Source organism: Ardenticatenales bacterium, assembly GCA_020634515.1.
Lineage (GTDB): Bacteria > Chloroflexota > Anaerolineae > Promineifilales > Promineifilaceae > JAGVTM01.
Map to the genome: position 1 here is coordinate 32,662 of JACKBL010000013.1, position 19,038 is coordinate 51,699.

At 60.0% G+C, this 19,038-nt stretch carries 13 protein-coding genes; 5 read left to right on the plus strand and 8 right to left on the minus strand.

What is annotated here, in order from left to right; genetic code table 11:
- The first annotated feature begins 185 nt into the window (after positions 1 to 185).
- The 3 genes from H6650_22485 to H6650_22495 all read left to right on the plus strand — a co-directional run bounded on the left by H6650_22485 (position 186) and on the right by H6650_22495 (position 3,780).
- The gene (locus H6650_22485; protein ID MCB8954781.1) at positions 186 to 971 is read left to right on the plus strand and encodes a ParA family protein; all 786 of its coding nucleotides are present in this window, start codon (positions 186 to 188) and stop codon (positions 969 to 971) included.
- 23 nt (positions 972 to 994) lie between these two features.
- A complete protein-coding gene (locus H6650_22490) occupies positions 995 to 1,864 on the plus strand; it encodes a ParB/RepB/Spo0J family partition protein (protein ID MCB8954782.1) in 870 nt (289 codons plus the stop codon).
- 311 nt (positions 1,865 to 2,175) lie between these two features.
- Complete coding sequence (locus H6650_22495) at positions 2,176 to 3,780, plus strand: amidohydrolase (protein MCB8954783.1); 1,605 nt, start codon at positions 2,176 to 2,178, stop codon at positions 3,778 to 3,780.
- Between the two features lie 56 nt (positions 3,781 to 3,836).
- Here H6650_22495 and H6650_22500 read toward each other — a convergent pair whose 3' ends face one another.
- Positions 3,837 to 4,988, minus strand: a complete 1,152-nt coding sequence (locus H6650_22500) for a carboxylate-amine ligase (GenBank protein MCB8954784.1) — start codon at positions 4,986 to 4,988, stop codon at positions 3,837 to 3,839.
- 1,098 nt (positions 4,989 to 6,086) lie between these two features.
- Here H6650_22500 and H6650_22505 point away from each other — a divergent pair.
- Together H6650_22505 and H6650_22510 are read left to right on the plus strand one after the other, a co-directional pair.
- Positions 6,087 to 8,042, plus strand: a complete 1,956-nt coding sequence (locus tag H6650_22505) for an alkaline phosphatase family protein (GenBank protein MCB8954785.1) — start codon at positions 6,087 to 6,089, stop codon at positions 8,040 to 8,042.
- A 118-nt stretch (positions 8,043 to 8,160) separates the two neighbouring features.
- On the plus strand, positions 8,161 to 10,848 hold the full coding sequence (locus H6650_22510) for a hypothetical protein (GenBank protein MCB8954786.1): 2,688 nt from the start codon (positions 8,161 to 8,163) through the stop codon (positions 10,846 to 10,848).
- 238 nt (positions 10,849 to 11,086) lie between these two features.
- Here the strand turns inward: H6650_22510 and H6650_22515 are convergent, their stop codons facing one another.
- The 7 genes from H6650_22515 to tgt form a co-directional block, all read right to left on the minus strand.
- Positions 11,087 to 11,539 carry a hypothetical protein gene (locus H6650_22515; protein MCB8954787.1) on the minus strand — a complete coding sequence of 151 codons (453 nt, stop codon included), beginning with the start codon at positions 11,537 to 11,539 and terminating at the stop codon, positions 11,087 to 11,089.
- 146 nt (positions 11,540 to 11,685) lie between these two features.
- On the minus strand, positions 11,686 to 13,185 hold the full coding sequence (locus H6650_22520) for a leucyl aminopeptidase (protein MCB8954788.1): 1,500 nt from the start codon (positions 13,183 to 13,185) through the stop codon (positions 11,686 to 11,688).
- Between the two features lie 108 nt (positions 13,186 to 13,293).
- Positions 13,294 to 14,625, minus strand: coding sequence for an alpha-amylase (locus tag H6650_22525; protein MCB8954789.1), 1,332 nt, complete (start codon positions 14,623 to 14,625; stop codon positions 13,294 to 13,296).
- A 61-nt stretch (positions 14,626 to 14,686) separates the two neighbouring features.
- Positions 14,687 to 15,880 carry an ornithine--oxo-acid transaminase gene (gene rocD / locus H6650_22530; GenBank protein MCB8954790.1) on the minus strand — a complete coding sequence of 398 codons (1,194 nt, stop codon included), beginning with the start codon at positions 15,878 to 15,880 and terminating at the stop codon, positions 14,687 to 14,689.
- Positions 15,881 to 15,983: 103 nt separating this feature from the next.
- Positions 15,984 to 16,832 (minus strand): substrate-binding domain-containing protein, encoded by an 849-nt coding sequence (locus H6650_22535; protein ID MCB8954791.1) that lies wholly within the window; start codon positions 16,830 to 16,832, stop codon positions 15,984 to 15,986.
- Positions 16,820 to 17,632 (minus strand): undecaprenyl-diphosphate phosphatase, encoded by an 813-nt coding sequence (locus H6650_22540; GenBank protein ID MCB8954792.1) that lies wholly within the window; start codon positions 17,630 to 17,632, stop codon positions 16,820 to 16,822. Before H6650_22540 ends, H6650_22535 begins: the two co-directional genes overlap by 13 nt.
- A 283-nt stretch (positions 17,633 to 17,915) precedes the next feature.
- A complete protein-coding gene (tgt, locus tag H6650_22545) occupies positions 17,916 to 19,037 on the minus strand; it encodes a tRNA guanosine(34) transglycosylase Tgt (protein MCB8954793.1) in 1,122 nt (373 codons plus the stop codon).
- Position 19,038: the final 1 nt, after the last annotated feature.

Below are 19,038 nucleotides of genomic sequence, written 5' to 3' on the forward strand. Positions count from 1 at the left end.
ATCAGGGTGATCGGAGTCGAGACTTTGGCCGGATCAGACCCCATATGTGGGCCGACTGAAGCCTCCACGCCAAAAACGCCAGTGTCCTGTTTGTAACTACTAACCCGCTCGTGGGCTGCGTTTGTCAACGTTCATGTTGCTGCCGACAGGCTCAGACAACGGGTGCGGTTGCCCGAATTTAGCCTATGACCAAGATTTATGCATTTGCGAACCAAAAAGGGGGCGTGGGGAAGACGACCAGCGTTATCAATCTGGGCGCCTACCTGGCCGCCAGCGGGCGCAAGGTTCTGGTAGTGGACCTGGACCCGCAATCGAACGCGACCTCGGGCCTGGGTTTTCGCAAGGACGAGGTGAAGATCAGTACCTATGATTTGCTGCTGGAGCAGGTGACGGCGACGATGGCCATGGTGGCGTATGAGGCGTGGGGGTTGATGTTGCTGCCGGCAAATCCGGGCCTCGCCGGCGCGGAAGTCGAACTGGTCAACGTTATCGCCCGCGAGTACCGGCTCAAAGCGGCGCTGGAATCTGTCGCCCACGATTTTGACTACGTACTGATTGATTGCCCCCCCAGCCTGGGTTTGCTCACCCTGAATGCCCTCACTGCCGCGCGCGATGGCGTCCTCATCCCCGTGCAGTGCGAATACCTGGCTTTGGAGGGGCTTTCGCAACTGACGCAGACCATCCGCCTGGTAGCGCGCCACCTCAACGCCGCGCTGCGCGTGCGCGGCGTTATCCTCACCATGTACGACGCCCGCACCAATCTTAGCCGCCAGGTCGTGGAGGAAGTGCGCGCCCATTTTCCGGGACAGGTGTTTCGCGCTATTATCCCGCGCAACGTGCGCCTGAGCGAGGCGCCCAGCTTTGGCCAGCCAATTAACCAGTACGCACCCAGCTCACCCGGCGCGCTGGCCTACCAACTGCTGGCGGCGGAGTTGCTTAAGCATGATTATGCCAGAACAAATGGGCGCTGATTGATCGGGGAACAGAACGCATTATGGCAAAAAGAAAGGCTCTTGGACGGGGATTGGGTGCGCTGATTCCCACGGAGAATGAGGAGGTAAATGCCGGCACGGGCGTGATTTCCGTCTCCATTGCCGCCATCCAGCCCAATCCACACCAGCCACGCACCGCTTTCTCGGTGGATGCGCTGCAAGAACTGGCCGATTCCATCCGTGAACATGGCCTGATTCAACCGCTGATTGTCACGCAGGAAGGACCGCACCAGTTTACGTTGATTGCGGGCGAGCGTCGTTGGCGCGCCTGCCGTTTGGCCGGGCTGGAAAGCGTGCCCGTCGTGGTCAAGGATGTGTCGCCGCAGGCGCGGCTAGAGTTGGCCCTGGTGGAGAATATCCAGCGGGCGGACCTGAATCCGATTGAAGAGGCGATGGCGTATAATCAACTGTTGCGGGATTTCGCGCTGACGCAAGTGGAGGCGGCGCGGCGGGTAGGCAAGAGCCGCGCGGAGGTGGCGAACAAGGTGGGGTTGCTGAAGCTGCCCCCGGAAGTGCAGGCCGCCGTCACGAACGGACAAATCAGTTATGGCCATGCGCGCACGCTGATCACGCTGCCCACGCCGGAAGCGCAGATCAGCCTGATGCGACAGATTATCAAGCACGATTATAGCGTGCGGCAGGCGGAAGCGGTTGCCCGCAAAATAAGAGAGGGGGAGAAGCCCGCGCCGCGACTGGCTCCGGCACAGCCGCCGGAACTGCGGGCGCTGGAGGAAGCGCTCCGTGATTCGCTGGGCACGCGGGTGCGTGTACAGAAGAATAGGAAGGGCCGCGGTACGGTTGTTATCCATTTTTACTCGGATGAAGAGCTGCAATCTATTTATGAAGCGATTGTGAAGGATGGCTCTGGTTGAACCTTTTCAGACGGAGCAGCTTCATCTGCTGTAACGGCTAAGTGGCCGGTCGCAATTAAGTTAGTGGAATTGTGCGAACAGCTTGTCAGTAACCGTCCGATGAAAACGTGAAGTTATTTTCGGACGGTTACTGAGGACTGACGATGAAATGAAGTACGGAGTGGCATCGTCAGTTTGAAGGAACGGTAAGGAGCCAACTTCGTTGTCTTCTTTAATCTCCGTGCCTACGGGTTCGCTTTGCTTTATCTTTCTGGAAGCTGTATTACCAGACGATCCTGGTTTATTGAGCTTCCAGGAAGGTTGGGGAAGAAATGCCGGCACATCTTGTACTCACCAACGGACACATTCACACACTAGACCCGCAACGCCCCATCGTTTCCGCCGTGGCCATAACCGATGGGCGCATCCTGGCCGTCGGCGGCGACGCGGAAATGAAAGCGTTGTTGGCCCCCGGCGGCGAGTGGATCGACCTGCAAGGGCGCGGCGTGACTCCCGGACTGGTAGACGCGCACGTCCATTTCCAATGGTACAGCCTCAGTCTGCGCCAGATTGACTTGTTCGAGGTCCCCAGCCTGGCGGAGGCGCTGCGGCGCATTGGCGCAGCGGCGGCCACGGGGGACGGCTGGCTGCGCGGTCGCGGCTGGACGCAAGAGCTATGGGCGGAGCGCCGCTTTCCCACGGCGGCTGATCTAGACGCGATCACGGGGGACAAACCGGCCATCTTCAATCATAAGAGCGGGCATGCCGCCTGGGTGAATTCGCGCGCCTTGCAACTTGCCCATATCCACGCCCAAACCCCCGATCCTCCAGGCGGGCACATCCAGCGCGACGCCGCCGGGCTACCCACGGGCATTCTGTTTGAGGATGCCATTGATCTCGTCTCGCGCCATGTGCCCCCGCCCACGCCCGCGGAAGTGGCGGAAGCCATGCGCCAGGCGCAGCAAAACTGCTGGCAGGCAGGGCTGGTCGGGCTGCACGACTTCGATGGCAGCACCAGCTTCCAGGCGTTGCAGATGTTGCATCAAAATGGGGAGTTAGGGCTGCGCGTGGTGAAGAACATTCCGGCGCGCTATGTCGAACAGACTGCCGCGGTGGGTTTGCGGTCGGGTTTTGGCGATCCCTGGCTGCGCATCGGCGGCATCAAGATATTCGCGGATGGCGCGCTGGGGCCGCGCACGGCGCTGATGGTGGCTCCCTACGAAGGAGAGCCGGAAAATCGCGGTATCGTGGTCACGGACAAGGAAGAGATGCAGCAGATTGCCAGCCTGGCCAGCGCCAGCGGCCTTAGCGTGACGGTCCATGCCATTGGCGACCGCGCTAACCATGACGTGCTGGATGTTTACGAAGCGGTGCGCCGGGAGGAGGCGGAGCGACTGCCTCCGGCCCGCTTCCCGCTGCGGCATCGCATTGAGCATGTGCAGCTCTTGCATCCGGCGGATGAGCGGCGGCTGGCGCAGTTGGGCGTCATCGCCTCCATGCAGCCGACGCACGCCACGTCGGATATGGAGATGGCGGACCGTTATTGGGGGGAGCGGGCACAGTACAGCTATGCGTGGCGCACGGTGCTAAACACAGGGGCAACGCTGGTATTTGGCTCTGACTGCCCCATTGAGCCGATTGAGCCATTGCGGGGCATTTATGCGGCGGTGACGCGGCGACGGCCCGATGGCAGTCATGCGCCGCGCGGCTGGTTCCCGACGCAAAAGCTGACGATGGCGGAGACGATTCGCGCGTTTACCTGGGCGGCGGCGTACACGAGTGGGCAGGACACCGAGACGGGAACGATTGCGCCGGGCAAGCAGGCGGACCTGACGATTTATGATCGGGATTTGTTCGCGGTGACGGATGAGGCGTTGTTGGATGTGCGAGTTGAGGGGACGGTGATTGCCGGCATTTTCCGCCACCGCGCCTTCTGATGCTTCCCGCTCCTTCAAACTGGCGCTGCAATTCGAGTTTTATTTCAGCGCCAGTCCTAATCCAGCCCCAACCCCTGCTTTGTCTCCCGTACCAGATTATCCACCACCGCCTTCAACGCCTCTTCCCGATTGTCATCGCCGCCATTCTGGCGATAGACGCGCACCTGGCGATCCGCGCTCGTGCCATTCTTCAGGATCGTGTGGAGATAGTTCACCTCATCGCGGCTGCCCAACTCGTCCACCACATCTTCCAGAATATCCAGCAACTCTTCCATTAAGAAATGGAAGGGGCGCTCCTCCTGCATCCCAAAATCAATCATCTGCCCCTTGATACCATACCGCATGGCCCGCCACTTGTTTTCCGTAATGTACATCTGCCGATAATGCCGCCAGGAAAGGTTCTGCCGCCGTAGCTTTACCAACTTGGCGACAATGGCCTGGAACAAGGCCGCAATGCACACCGCCTCATCAATCGTCGTGCAAATATCCGAAATGCGGAACTCAAGCGTATCAAAACGAGGATGGGGCCGAATATCCCACCAAATTTTCGCTACCGGATCCTTCCGGCCAAAAGCGCCCACCTTCATCAGGATCGACTCATACTCTTTATACTCGCTCCACGAGGAGAAGGAGTGGGGGATGCCCGTGCGCGGCAGCATCTCGAAGACCACGCTACGGTAAGATTTTAGCCCCGTGTAGTTGCCCTGCCAGAACGGAGAACTTGTAGACAGCGCCAACAAATGCGGAATAAAATAACGCGCCTCGTTCATGACCTCAATCATCAGGTTTTTGTCTTCCGGGGTGGAGCCAAAACCGACGTGGACGTGCATGCCAAAAATGAGCAGGCGCTGGGCGACGCCCTGCATGTCGTCCAGGAGTTCCTTGTAGCGAATGCCTTCCGTAATCTGCTGCTTATCCCACCGGGCAAAAGGATGTGTGGAGGCCGCGGCAATCTGCACCCCGTTTTCCGCCGCCAGCGAACAGACGGCGCGGCGCAAGCGCACCAGTTCCGCGCGCACTTCCTTGACGTTGCGGCAGATATGGCTGCCGACTTCGACCTGCGATTGCATCAACTCCGGCATTAAATTTAGCCGCGTTTCGCGCTGTCTGTCCTGCGACAAAAGTTCCGTGATATAGGAGTGGAGGTCTCGACTTTCGGGATCAATAATCTGGTACTCTTCTTCGACGCCGAGCGTCAGCGGGGGCATGGGCACGGACATAGGGGTTCTCCTCCTTGCAGACGGTGGTCAGTGAGTGGTGGATAGTGGCCTGATAATTGTCAGTTGATGGTAGTCAGTCGGATGCCGTAACGGCGAAAAGTAGTCATAGGAGTCTACTGTCTCTTGGTTGTTGGCCTATCCGAGGAAGACATGGCAGAGTGGTAAGATAGTACCCCCTGATTATAGCACGCACCTGAGGCAGAGGTAAACAATGATGAGGGTTCCGGGGTTCCCGTCTGGCGACATCTCCCGCGTTGCTCCCGCAGGTAAAACCTCGTGACGGGTCTTTTCGTTTCCAGGATCATTAGAAAATTATTCAATTATTGACCCCAAGAGGGGATTTTGCTAGTATCTTGAGTGGTTTGTAACTACTTAGCCTTCATGAGGTGCAACGGGCAGCCAAAACAGCCGCCCGTTTCACGAGATGCTGGGCAAGGGCCGCCGATGGAATGAACCGTGCAGTTGCATTGGCGGCTTGCGGAAGTGGTACGGGGCTGTGCGCCTAAGCACCCCGCTTCGTTGATTTTCCCACTCCCATGTGCGTTGCACCTAAGGGTTCGCCCCAAACTAATTTTGGGTTTTTCAACAAGAAAGAACCCTTCCAGCGCATCCGTCATTTCCAATTCGTAACTCCTAACGCTCTCTGGGGATTGGACCAATCTGCTTAGCGGTTACTGCAATTCTTAAATGCGGATGCATTCCAAAGCTTTTGCGGAAATTGGTGTGGTAGCGGAATTGCGAACTTCGCGCCACATCCGGGAAATCCGTAAAGTTGCCACAGCATTGACTTATCCAGAGTTTGATGATTGGCTCAAGTTCCCATGAAGCGGCGCACGAGCAAGCGGTTTTTTGCATCAGATGCCGGTTAAGTGCATCGCAATTGAGCCATTATCCCTGGCGAAGGTACACAAACTACGAGCCATACTGGGTAACTTTCTCCACGTTATTGCCAGGCCATTATTCTTTAGTATTGAGGGGAATATCATGAGGAAACGCATTGCAGTTTTTGCATTGGTTGCTGTGTCTGTCTGTCTGCTTTTGTATGTTGTTTCGCCTGATTCAATTTCGTTTCCGGCGAGGGCCAATATGGTCTCTTGTCCGGCGGGGTCGTTGACGCAGGTTACGGTCGATGCCAGTCGGCCACATCGTGTGATCAACGGCACGAAGACGTCCTATGTGGTGGAGATGACGAATCCTGGACCGGGGATTGCCGCGGGGTCAATTTCCGTGACAGCGGATTCTCCAGATTGGAGTGCCCTGGTAGCGAACGTGGATAGCGGGTTCTCGCCGCTGGGCACGTCCGTTCCCACGCTTCTTTTCTCCGGTTTGGATGTGGGGCAGAGTCGCAAGTTCGTGATCACGGTCAGTCCGCAGACGACCTTGACGGAAGGGACGCCGGCAACCTTCCAGGTTAATGCCAGTTTGAACAATGGGGTGTCCGGCTGTGTGGAGTTGGGTGCGGTGATTCACGACAAGCCCAAGGTTGTGATGCTGGGCATTGATGGATTTAGCCCCAAGTATTTGTTCGTTGGGCGTGATGGTAACCTCAACCCGCCGCCACAAAACCAATTGACGCCGAACTTGAATTTTTTCAAGAGCCAATCCGCCTGGTTCCCGGAAGGGCGTTCTTCGTTGCCGGCAGGAACGGACATGAACGTGTTCGCCGCTTTGTCAGGAAGTTGGCCGGGTACTGCCGGCATTCCCTACGTCGGCGTCTACTTCCGGGGGTGGGATGACAATGGCTACCCCGTTTCTGGCGACATCACCGCCGATGACCTGCGCTACGGTCCTAATGGCGATCGCGCCCTCTCCATTTTCGACGTTGCCAAAGACCCCACCTACGGCGGCGACCCGCAAAACTTCACCGCCTTCATTTCCGGCAAATTCCAGTTGGACAACCTCCTGCGCACGGGCGACGAGACCGTGCTGGACATGCTCACGGACGGCGAGCGCCGCGTCTACTACATGTCCGAGCCGCAGCCCTACCTGCTGGGCGATCCGCCATCCGACCCCAACAAGGATACGGACCGCGATGGCATCAACATCAATCCGCCGGAAGAGTATCGTATGCACTCTTACGGCGTGGGGAACGCGGGCGACAATCCTACCAACAATCCCGAAGACCGCTGGGTTACTATCAACGGGTTGCGCATTATCAATGCCGAAGACCCAGATGTGATGGTGATTCATCTGGCCAGTGTGGATAAAATCCAGCATGGCGCGGGTGCAGCCAATTTCCCATCAGAATGGTCCAACAATGGTACGCCCGACGTGATGTGGGATGATCTGAATGTTTATAACCAAAACGCGAATCGCGAACCCACTCTGGATGTTGTTTACGAAGCGGACGCGATGAGTGGGCTGGTGTTCAAACGGTTGGTGCAGCGCGGATTGACCAACAAGGCGCTGGTGGTTGTTTACTCGGACCACAGCGGGGTGACCTATCTAAACAATGACCTGCCCCTGGCGACGATAGTTGCTCAGGCAGGGTTGAGTTCAATGGTGCGTCGTTATGGTGGCGCCGCGGAGTTGGGTAATATCTTTCTTTGGAATCATGAAGACGCGGACACCGTGGCCCAGGTGCTGGAAAACTACACGGTGGTTCATCCGATTACGGGCGAAACGGTGCATCCCTTTGTTGTGCTCACGCGGCAAGAGATGAACAGCGGCGTGGATAACGTGATCGGCGTGTTTGCCCGCGATGGGGGCGCCGAGCGCGGTGAGTCGTACAGTGAGTGGTTGATTGAGCATCCGGTGGACGATAATAGCAGGGTGGTGTGGCCGGACCTGTTCATTTTCGCGCAGGAACGCTTCGAGATAGTGGTTCCCAACGTGGAATACCCGGTTCTGGGCGGCCATTCGGGGCCGATGACATCGTCAACGTTGTTGATGATGCGCGGTCCGGGCATTGCCAATGGCGTCTATAGTGCGCAGGATACGACGTTGGTGGACATTATGCCTACGTTGTACCATCTGTTGGGTTGGGATGCGCCGAAGAATGTGGATGGGCGCATTCTTACCGAGACTTTGTCGGAACCGTAGTCAGTGCGCTGACGCGCTTGATGTGATTTGATGGGTGGTTGGTTCGTGCCGGCATTGTTGCGCAACAATGCCGGCACATCCATGTTCCCACCTCTCCCCCGTACCAGGAGTAAGCTGTATGTTAAACCTCTCCAGACTTCGTCTGAGAACGTCAGTCTCGATTTCGTTCATCCTCATCACCCTGCTGGGCATCCTTTGCTGGCCCACCCGCCCCGCCTACGCGCATCAGCCACACGACGATACCGTCAACGTCGCCATCAGCCCCAATTTCGCCCAAGACCAGACCGTTTTCGCCACCACCGACCTCCTCTCCGTCACCCTCGGCGTGCGCATTATGCTGCGCTCCCACGATGGCGGCCTCACCTGGGAAGTCGTTCCCAACTTCCCCAACGTCAAAGTCAACAACCTCCGCTTTTCTCCCAGTTATGCCACGGACAGCACTCTTTTTGCCTCCACCGACAACGGCCTTTATCGCTCCACCAACGGGGGTGACACCTGGACCGACCTCGCTCCGGCAATGGGCGCGGCCAGCGTGGCGGTTGCGCTTTCTCCCTACTTCGACCTGGACCAGACGCTTTTTGCCCTCAGCCCGGTTGGCGACCTGTATCGCTCAACGGATGCGGGCGACTCGTGGACGTTGATCCCCATTGGCAATGATGGCAAGCACCTGGGGCACGCCGGCCATGATCACGGGGAGATGGCCGCGGAAGTCGCGTATACGCCTACGAACAACGTGCGCTGGCAGTTGCTTCCCGAATTCAACGGTCCGATCACGCCGCTTTTTGCCGGCATTCCCAGCGCCAACGCCGACTATGAACTGGGACACAGCCACGCCGAAGGCCCGCTTGTCCTCGACGTCGTGCCGCGCAACACCATTGCCTTCTCCCCCAATTTCCCGCTAGACCAGACCATCTTCGTCGGTTTGGCCGGGCAAGGACTGTTCAAATCGACCAATGGCGGCACAACCTGGGTCCCGATTGGCGGCGAAATGGCCGGCTACGACATCACCACGCTGGTTGTCTCGCCCGGCTACCTGGTGACGCAGACGGTTTACGCCAGCACCTACGGCGGCGGCATCTTTGTCTCCACAAACGGCGGAACCACCTGGACCGCGCGCAACAGCGGCATCAACGACCTGGAAACCATCAGCATTGTCCTCTCGCCCACGTTCCTGACCGACAGAACGGCTTTTGTTTCCACTGCCGTGGGTGAACTGTATACCTCCACGGACCGTGGCCTCACCTGGAGCGCCCTCTCTGGTCCCCCCCGCGAGTTGAGCGAGCAAACCAACGTGCATTACCGTCGTCTGGGCATCTCTCCCAACTTCAAGAATGATCACATCCTCTTCCTACCCACATTTGAAGGCATGTGGAAATCGAACACGGCGGGCACGACCTGGCGCTACTCGGAGATTTTGCCCACGTCTCTGGTGCGCTCCCTGTCCGTTTCTCCCGCTTATGGGCAGGACACGACCGTTTTCGCGTCCACTTATGGCGGCGGCATGGTGCGTACGCAGGATGCCGCGCAAACGTGGGTTCCGTTGACCACCGGTATGTTGAACGGATACCCCGATCCCACGGCTATCTCCGCCAGCTATGCCACCAGTCCCGTTGTCTTTGTGGGTACGGTGTGGGGGCCGCAGCGAACGCTGAACGGGGGCGCGTCCTGGACCTTCAATCCCGTCTTGAACACGCCTGTCTTTGCTCGCGCCGTAGCCCTCTCGCCCGAATTCAGCGGCGACTATACGCTGGCGGTGGGCGTGGACAATCTGGAAACGGGACATCCGCCCTATGTCGTCTGGAATGGGCACGTGGTCAGTACAAATGGCGTGTTTATATCGCGCAGTGCCGGCAATAGTTGGGTTCCCACACAGCTCAATGGCGTCGGCGTCCAATCGGTCGCCTTCTCCCCCAACTTCGGCGCGGATCAGGTCATATACGCTTCCAGCCTCTACTATGGTCTCTATCGGTCCGTGAACGGCGGCGTTAACTGGACGCGCCTGGGGACCTTCCCCACCGAGTGCTGTGTCTCCCGCGTCGTCCTCTCCCCCAGCTACGCCGGCGACCAGACGGTGTTCATCAGCCGTCCGACCGGTGAACCGGTGGCCCGTGGCTTGTACAAATCGGTGAACAACGGCAGTTCGTGGCAGCGGGCGCTCGGCTCGGAGGACGTGACGCTGCTGGACTTCGTTCTCTCGCCCGATTTCGCCAATGATGGCGTGCTGTACGTGGCGACGTTGGAGAAGGGCGTGCTGAAGTCAACGGATGGCGGCGCGACGCTGTTTCAGACGAACCTGACGGATGCCTACGTGACGGCGCTGGATATTTCCGCCAATTATGCCAATGACGAGACGGTCTACGCGGCTACGTACACGGGCATCTACCGGTCTGAGGATGGCGGGAGTTCCTGGACGCAGACGATTTACCGCACCCGCGTGGAGGAGGACCGGGCCAGCATTACGCCGATGGGGAGTTGGAGCGTGATCTCGGTTGCCAATTCTAGCGCCGGGTTTGTGTTGTATTCGGAAGTGCCGGGGGATAGTTTGCGTTTCGATTATGCCGGCACAAACGTCGCCCTCATCGGTGGCAAAGGCAGCAACTTCGGCATAATCGACGTCTACCTCGATGGCGTCTTCATGCAAACCGTAGACCTTTATTCGCCCACCTCATTGCAGCAGCAAATCCTCTTCCAGAGCAACGGCGTCCCCTTCGGCGAACACACCCTCTCCCTCGTCATCTCCGCCGACAAAAACCCCGCCTCCACCGGCCACCGCACCACCATCGACGCCTTCGACGTCTGGCGCTGACGCAAAAAAAAGTGGCCGTCCGCACCATTCCCCTGGTTGCGGACAGCCACTTATCCAAGATTGGTTCATTCTCCAAGAATGAACCAATCTGAACTGCCCAGGAACCGTGACTCTACTGAAAAAAGGCCAAAAACCGGGTTTTGACCCATGAACCACTCTGGTAATTTCAGCCGGACCATCGAAAAACCCGGTTTTTTCAGTGAACTCAACCGTATTGGGAAAGGATTTTCCAGTTCAATCAACGCTGCTGAATCGCATAATGAGAAATCATCCCCTGCAAAAACTGGATTAGCTGCACGGACTCGTTTTCGGAGATACCCAGATAGACCATGGGGTGACGTTTGCCTCGCGCCCAGAGGGTGATACGCTTCTTGCGCGGTTCTATCTTGATGGATTCGATTTCCTTCCAGGCGAAGTCCAGCTTGCGCGAATCTTCCCGGTAATGGAAGCCCTCGTCGGACAGCTCGAACTGGATGCTGCCCATGTAGCGCAAATAGAGCGTGAGCGCGGCAATACCCAACACCGTCATGATCAGGCCAAACCCCATTTCTCCCCTTTCCTGGCCCAACCAGCCGGCCAGCAAGTACAGGATGCCGGCCATTGTGCCCAGGCCCATGCCGAACAGGTTGAGCCGATGCGCGAATTCGCGCGTGGCGTTGGCAAAACTGGCTTTGGCGGATACGCTTGACATCGTTTTTCCCTGTCTTGAATTTGTAGTCTTGCATCCCACGGGCGGCTGTCCTGAAAACAGACTACAAAGGTCTCAAATATCTACCCCATTTCGCTCACGCGAACGATTCCTGACTGAGTGCAGCCCGTTTCAAAATGGCGCGGCAATCAGGCTGTCCACTGGCGCAGGAACTCCACCAGCAGGCGCACGCCGAAGCCTGTGCCGCCACGGGGGATGTAGCCGTTATCTTTGCCGGTCAAGGCCATGCCGGCAATATCCAGATGCGCCCACGGGTAATCCGTAAACGATTGCAGGAATACGGCACTGGTGGCCACGCCGCCCATGCGCCCGCCGCTGTTCTTCATATCCGCCACGTCCGACTTGATCGCCTCGCGGTAATCTTCCCAGAGGGGCAGGGGCCAGAGCCGCTCATGCGTGGCGTCGGCAGCGGTCAGGAGTTTCTGTTGTAGATCAGGGTGCGCGCAGAAAATGCCGGCAGCCATCCCCAACCCCAACGCCACCACACACGCCCCCGTCAGCGTCGCCAGGTCCACCACCGCCCGTGGCCGGTAGCGACTGGCATACACCAGCGCATCCGCCAGCACCATGCGCCCTTCCGCGTCCGTGCTGATAATCTCAATCGTCTTCCCATTACTCGCCGTGATCACGTCCGCCGGGCGATAAGCGTCCGCGTCCGGCTTGTTCTCCGTGCAAGGCGTGATGCCGATCACGCGCAGCGGCAAGTCCAGCAGCCCCACCGTCTTCATCGCGCCCAGCACTGCCGCCGCGCCGGCCATGTCCGACTTCATGTTTCCCATATCGGCGGATGGCTTGATGGAAATCCCGCCTGTGTCAAAGGTGATTCCCTTGCCTACCAGCACAATCGTATCCAGATCGTCGCGCGCGCCATTATGCTCCAGCACAATAAACCGCGGCGGGTCTCCCGCGCCTTTGGCCACGGCCAGGAACGCACCCATGTTGTGCGCCGCCGCCCACTCGCGGTCGCCCACGGTGATTCCCATGCCGTGCGCGGCGGCGATCTCCTCCGCGGCCTGCGCCATGCGCGTCGGCGTGGCGTAGTTCGGGGGCATATTCACCAGGTCCCGCGCCAGCGTCGCGCCCGCGACCATTGCTTCCGCCAGGCGGGCACCGGTGTTGATGGCTTCGAGTTTGCCGGCATCAAACTCCACCACCATTAACCGCTCAATCCCACCCGGCTCCTCCGCCTGCTGTTTCGGCGCGTCAAAACGGTAATCCGCCAGCAGACTCCCTTCGATGGTCGCCTGCGCCGCCGCCGTCACGTCCAGCTTTGCCACGCCCGCGCCATGCACAATCGTCGCCACTTGTTTGCCGTTGAGGGCGCGCGCCCGTTTGATGCCCGCCGCCGCCGCCCGCCGCACCCCTTCCAGGTTGAACTTGTCCCGCTGCCCCAGGCCCACGACGAGGACGCGCCGCGCCGGAATGGCCCCACGTGGGTAGAGGACGCCGACTTCGCCGGCCTTGCCCGTGAGGTCGCCGGAAGCGATCAACTCGCTAATGGCCCCCCCGAGTGCCCGATCCACCGCGCCTGTCGCGCCTGCCGGCGTCGTCACGCCCGCAAACAGGTTAACGATCAAGGTGTCCGCTGTTGCCTCTTGAATGCTGCCGTTGACGATTTGTATGTTCATGTGTTGCCTCAATGTTTCCCTTCCTGGAAGCTCCCAGCCTCCGGGAACTGGCTGTAACCGTCCGCGAAAAATGTGAAGCTATTTTCGGACGGTTACTGAGATGTTAGCCTAGCCGCGATAATCCAGCAGCGGCGTGTAAACGAGTGGTGCGTCAATGGGGGTGTGATAGCGCAGGATGGCGGCGGCGGTGGGCATGGCCGCGCGCCCGTCGCTGACGGTGATGCTGCTGTCGCTGAGTGCATCCGCATACACGCCATCGGGCAGCGGCAGCGAAACCGCTCCGCCGCCGCCGTGGATGTTGAAGATGCCCATCAGCCCGCCGGCGGGAGCTTGCCAGCAGGCGATGAGGGCGGGTTCGTCTGCCAGCAGGGTGAACTGTCCCTCGGTGACGATGGGGTCTTTTTTCAGCCGCGCCAGCCGCGTGAGGAAGGGCTGCAGCGGGTAGTCGCCCCAGATGACTTTTTCCACGTCGAACAGGGTGGGTGTATGGCGGTTTTCCGATTCCTGCCCGCCGTAGATGAGGAATGCCCCTTTGTTGAAGGCGGCGAAGGCGGTCCAGGCCTGGTTGCGGGCGCGGTCGGGGACACGGGCGGCGATGCGGGGCTGGTCGTGGTTTTCGACGCAGCGCATTTTGATGAAGTTGGCGGGGTAGATGGCGTCTTGCAGGCGCAGGGCTTGCAGGTAGTCGCGGGGGGGAAGAATGCCGGCAACAACCCCCTCCCACGCCGACCAAATATCATAATCATACGTCAAATCAAACGCGGCATAAATCTCCGCGTCCGCGTAGCCGCTCAGCCCGGCGCGCCGCCGCTCTTCCAGGAAACTGAGATGCACCGACTCCGCCAGCCAGATCACGCCCGGCTTCATTGCCGCGATCTCCTGCCGCGCCTGCCGCCAGAATGACAGCGGAACCAGCGAGGCCACATCGCAGCGAAAGCCATCCACGCCCAACGCCACCCAGCCCTTGAGCGCGTCAACCAGGTACGTATTCAGCGCCGGATCGCCATATTTGAGGTCAATCACGTCGCTCCATGCCGGCACGGTCGTCACCGGCTCGCCCCGATCATCCTGGTGGAACCAGTGGGGATGGTCTCGCACCAGCACCGAATCGGCAGCGGTGTGATTGTAGACCACATCAATCATCACTTTTAGCCCCAGGTCGTGCGCGGCTGCTACCAGGCGAGCAAAATCCGCCTTGCTGCCGTATTCTGGATTGGTTTGCGTGTAGTCAGCAACCGCATAAGGGCAGCCCAGCACCCCTTTGCGTTTGACGCGGCCAATCGGGTGGATGGGCATAAACCAGACGACGTCTACGCCCATGCGCTTGATGCGCGGCAGGTCCGCCTGCACGTCGGCGAACGTGCCATTTGCCCCATGATTGCGCACATACACTTCATAAATAACGAGTTGGCGGAAAGCCGCCCGCGTGTCGTCAGCCATACTCCTCTCTCTGCACGACCTTCCCGGAAGCTATTGAGCTTCCGGGAAGGTGTCTACCATGTTACGCCGCCATCAAAACGGGTTCTATCTGGCTCAAGGCCCAATCAATCTCTTCTTTTTGAATGATCAAGGGTGGGGCGAAGCGGATCACGTTTTCGTGCGTCTCTTTGCAGAGGATGCCACGCTCTTGCAGCGCCTCGCAGAAGCGGCGGGCTTTGGTGTTCAGCACGACGCCAATGAACAGGCCGCGCCCGCGAACTTCGGCGATGTGTGGGCTTTCGATGCGCATGAGCCGCCCTTTGAAGTAGTCGCCTAATTCCTGCGAGCGTTGCGGCATTTGCTCCTTGACCAGAACGCGAAGCGCGGCGCGGGCAATGGCTGCGCCCAGGGGGTTACCGCCGAAAGTGCTGCCGTGGTCGCCGGGGCGGAAGAGTCCCAGAACGTCTTTGTCGCTGAGGACGGCGGAGACGGGGTAGAAGCCGCCGCTGAGGGCTTTGCCGATGATGGTGACGTCGGGGCGCACGTTTTCGTGCTGGCAGGCGAAGAGGCGACCGGTGCGACCCAGGCCTGTCTGGATTTCGTCGGCCATGAAGAGGATGTTGTTGTGCCGGCATATTTCCGCTGCGCGCGCCAGGTAGCCATCAGGAGGAACAACCACGCCCCCTTCGCCCTGAATCGGTTCCACCAGGAAGGCCACCGTATTCGGCGTCATCGCCGCCGCCAGCGCATCGGCGTCGCCATAGGGAATAATCTTGAAGCCCGGCGTGAACGGACCAAAATCCTGCTTGTACTGTGGTTCGCTGGAAAAACTGATGACGGTTACGGTACGACCGGCGAAATTGCCTTCGCAAACGATAATCTCCGCCTCATTTTGCGGCACACCCTTCACCTGGTAGCCCCACTTGCGCGCCGCCTTGATAGCCGTTTCCACCGCTTCCGCGCCCGTGTTCATGGGCAGCGCCATCTCGTACCCCGCGATCTCGCACAATTCCCGCAGAAACGGCCCCATCTGGTCGTTGCGGAAGGCGCGCGAAGTCAGCGTGACGCGCTCAAGCTGGGCCACGGCGGCGGCTTTGATTTCCGGGTGGCAGTGGCCCTGGTTGACGGCGGAATAGGCGCTGAGGCAGTCCAGATATTTGTGTCCGTCAACGTCATATACCCACACACCCTCTGCTCGCTCAATTACGACATCAAGCGGATGATAGTTATGGGCGCTGTAGGTCTCGTCAAGTTCGATGAAATGTTGGCTGTTCACAGTGTTCTCCTGGGAAGGGGGGATTGAGGTATGATGTATGAGGTATGAGGTATGAGGAGGCGTTCATCCCCATACCTCATACCTCGTACCTCATACCTTTATTTTACCGTATACGCCCGTAATTTTCACTGAGGAAGGCCTGCCCGGCGTCGCTTTGCAGCCAGGCGAGGAAGGCGCGGAGTTCGCCTTGCGGCTCGGCGGGGCTGACGAAGTAGAGGGGGACGGTGAGGGGGTAGGTCTGGTCGGCGGTGGTGCTGGGGGTGGGGGGGATGCCGTTGATGGTCAACGGGCGCACTGCCTCGTTCCCCATTGCCTGCCCCATCATGCTGTAGCCAATGCCACCGGGCGCGGCGGCGACGGCCTCTTGCATGGCGGCGTCGTCCGGGGCAATGATGGCCGTGATCGCCACGCGCTGTTCGGCCATGATGCGGTCGCGGAACAGGTTGCGCGTGCCGGCATTTTCCTCGCGGCTGAATAGTTGGATAGGCAAATCCGCGCCGCCCACGCCGCCCACGCCGCCCCACGTCAACGTCCGCCCGCTGAAGATGTCCTGAACCTGGTTTAGCGTCAGGTCGCGCGCGGGGTTGGTCGGATGGACCAACAAGACCAACCCATCGACGGCGATGGGATTGAACCAATCGTGACGTGCGGCGGGGATGGTGTGAACGAGGACGGCGTCCAATGTGCCGGCATCGAGGTCGGCGTAGAGGGCGGCTTCATTTCCGGTGACAAATGCCGGCACGGCGCGGTCCGTCTCGTCGGCGTACGTGTCCCCCGTCAGGTCAATCAGGCGGGCGGCGCTGGTGGCAACACCCACGCGCAAAACGGCGGGCAGCGGGGTCGCGGTGGGGAGGGGAACAGGTGCAGGCATGTTCTGCCGGCATCCCGCCAACAAAAGCGCCGCCAACCAGAGCCAGAGCAACGCCCGGCGGCGTCTGGTCAGCGCAGCCATGCCACCAGCAGGTAAACGAGGCTGAAGGCGGCGCAGTAGGCGGCGAAGCCGTACAGACTGCGCTGCCGCAGCCAGCGCAGCAGCAGGTGAATGCAGGCGTAACCGACGATGGCGGCGGTGGCGAACGTGAGCAGGAGGAGGGGAATCTGGTTGCCGAGGTCGGGCGCGTGTCGCAGGTCTAGCAGCGCCAGCAGCCCGGCCCCGGCGATCGCAGGCGTGCCCAACAGGAAGCTGTAGCGCGCCGCCGTGGCCCGATCCAGCCCCCGCGCCAGACCGGCGGTGATGGTGCTGCCGCTGCGTGAGATGCCGGGCAAAATGGCGAACATCTGCGCCAGACCGATGATGATGGCGTCCAACCAGCCCATTTCCGCCAAACCTTTGCGCCCGGAGAATGCGCGTTCGCCGAGCACGAGCAGGACCGCCGTCACCATAAGGAAGACGGCGGCGTAGGTGGGCTGGCCGAAGATGGCGTCGAAAAAGCTTTCCAGGGTGATGCCGGCAATCGCCGCGGGCAGCGAGCCGACGAGGATGAACCAGCCCAGCCGCGCTTCCAGCGTTCCCATGGGCCGGCGCTGCCACAGGGCGCGCAAAAAGCCGAGGATGATGTGCCAGATGTCCTGGCGGAAGTAGATGAGGACGGCCAGGAGCGTGCCGGCATGAGCGATGGAAATGAGCGTCAGATTCGGCTCCGGCAGGCGGAAAAGCGCGGGAACCAGCAGCAAATGTCCCGAACTGGACACCGGCAAAAACTCCGTCGCGCCCTGTACAAACCCCAACAAAATTGCTTCTAACCAGTTCATAGGAATCCTGTCCTGAAAACAGACGACAACCCACGTAACCACAAACCTTCCCGGAAGCTAAACGTTACGCATTGAAACAGCTTCCGGGAAGATAGGGTGATTACCAACCCACAGTTATTTCCCGGACTCTGGCGTTTTTGGCGTGGAGGCTTCAGCCGGTCCACATATGGGGGTTGACCCGGCTAAAGCCTCGACTCCGATCACCATATGTGGAATTCGCCAAACGCCAGTTATTTCGTGAAATTCGTGGCAAAAAACGTGCAATCAGTTCGCCGATAACGCCTTAAGAAACCGGGTCTTGCGGTGTTGGATACGCGGAGAGGAAATCGGCGGCAAAGCGCGCGGATTCTCCCGCCATGATGGCCTGCCGCAAGTCGCGCATCAGGTTGAGCAGGAAGTGGACGTTGTGCGTGGTGAGCAGGATGTGGCCCAGGATTTCGTTCGCCTGCACAAGATGGCGCAGATAAGCGCGGCTAAAGTGGGCGCAGGCGTAGCAGCCGCAGCCTTCCAGCAGCGGCGCGGGGTCCTGGCGGTACTGCGCGTTGCGCAGGTTGATGCGCCCGCCAGGGACGAACGCGGCTCCGTTGCGGGCGATGCGCGTGGGCAGCACGCAGTCGAAGATGTCCACGCCGCGAATGACGCCGTTGACCAGGTCTTCCGGCGCGCCCACACCCATGAGGTAGCGCGGTTTGTCGGTGGGCAGCAGCGGGTGTAGTCCGTCCAGCACCCGGTACATTTCCGCTTTTGTCTCGCCTACGGCCAGCCCGCCGATGGCGTAGCCGGGCAAGTCTAGCGCGGTGATGGCGGCGGCGCTGGCGGCGCGCAAATCGGCGAAGATGCCGCCCTGGACGATGCCGAAAAGTGCCTGGTCGTCCCGTTTTTTGGCGGCCCGGCAGCGTTCGGCCCAGGCGTGGGTGCGACGGAGGGCGGCTTCCACGGCGGCGCGGTCGGTGGGCGGGGGGCATTCGTCGAAGGCCATGATGATGTCCGCGCCCAGGTTTTCCTGGATGGCGATGCTTTTTTCGGGGGTGAAGCGGTGGCGGGAGCCGTCCAGGTGGGATTTGAAGGTGACGCCGTCGTCGTCAATGGTGCGGGTGTCGCTGAGGCTGAAGACCTGGAAGCCGCCGCTGTCGGTGAGGATGGGGCCGTCCCAGTTCATGAAGCGGTGTAGGCCGCCCATGCCGGCAATTAGCTCGTCGCCAGGACGCAGATAGAGGTGGTAGGTGTTGCTGAGAATGAGGGTGGCACCGAGTTCGCGCAGGTCGCGGGGACGCAGGGCTTTGACGGTGGCCTGTGTGCCCACGGGGGCGAAGACGGGGGTGGGGATGGGGCCGTGGGGGGTGTGGAAAATGCCGGCACGTGCGTTTGTGCCGGCATCTTTCGCCAGAATCTCAAATTCAAACATA

Excerpts from the sequence above, each read along its gene's own strand:
- H6650_22540 (MCB8954792.1), bottom strand. The coding sequence starts at position 17,632 with ATGAACTGGTTAGAAGCAATTTTGTTGGGGTTTGTACAGGGCGCGACG.
- H6650_22495 (MCB8954783.1), top strand. The coding sequence starts at position 2,176 with ATGCCGGCACATCTTGTACTCACCAACGGACACATTCACACACTAGAC.
- H6650_22515 (MCB8954787.1), bottom strand. The coding sequence starts at position 11,539 with ATGTCAAGCGTATCCGCCAAAGCCAGTTTTGCCAACGCCACGCGCGAA.
- H6650_22525 (MCB8954789.1), bottom strand. The coding sequence starts at position 14,625 with ATGGCTGACGACACGCGGGCGGCTTTCCGCCAACTCGTTATTTATGAA.
- H6650_22500 (MCB8954784.1), bottom strand. The coding sequence starts at position 4,988 with ATGCCCCCGCTGACGCTCGGCGTCGAAGAAGAGTACCAGATTATTGAT.
- H6650_22510 (MCB8954786.1), top strand. The coding sequence starts at position 8,161 with ATGTTAAACCTCTCCAGACTTCGTCTGAGAACGTCAGTCTCGATTTCG.
- H6650_22490 (MCB8954782.1), top strand. The coding sequence starts at position 995 with ATGGCAAAAAGAAAGGCTCTTGGACGGGGATTGGGTGCGCTGATTCCC.
- H6650_22535 (MCB8954791.1), bottom strand. The coding sequence starts at position 16,832 with ATGGCTGCGCTGACCAGACGCCGCCGGGCGTTGCTCTGGCTCTGGTTG.
- H6650_22520 (MCB8954788.1), bottom strand. The coding sequence starts at position 13,185 with ATGAACATACAAATCGTCAACGGCAGCATTCAAGAGGCAACAGCGGAC.
- H6650_22505 (MCB8954785.1), top strand. The coding sequence starts at position 6,087 with ATGGTCTCTTGTCCGGCGGGGTCGTTGACGCAGGTTACGGTCGATGCC.
- tgt (MCB8954793.1), bottom strand. The coding sequence starts at position 19,037 with ATGTTTGAATTTGAGATTCTGGCGAAAGATGCCGGCACAAACGCACGT.
- H6650_22485 (MCB8954781.1), top strand. The coding sequence starts at position 186 with ATGACCAAGATTTATGCATTTGCGAACCAAAAAGGGGGCGTGGGGAAG.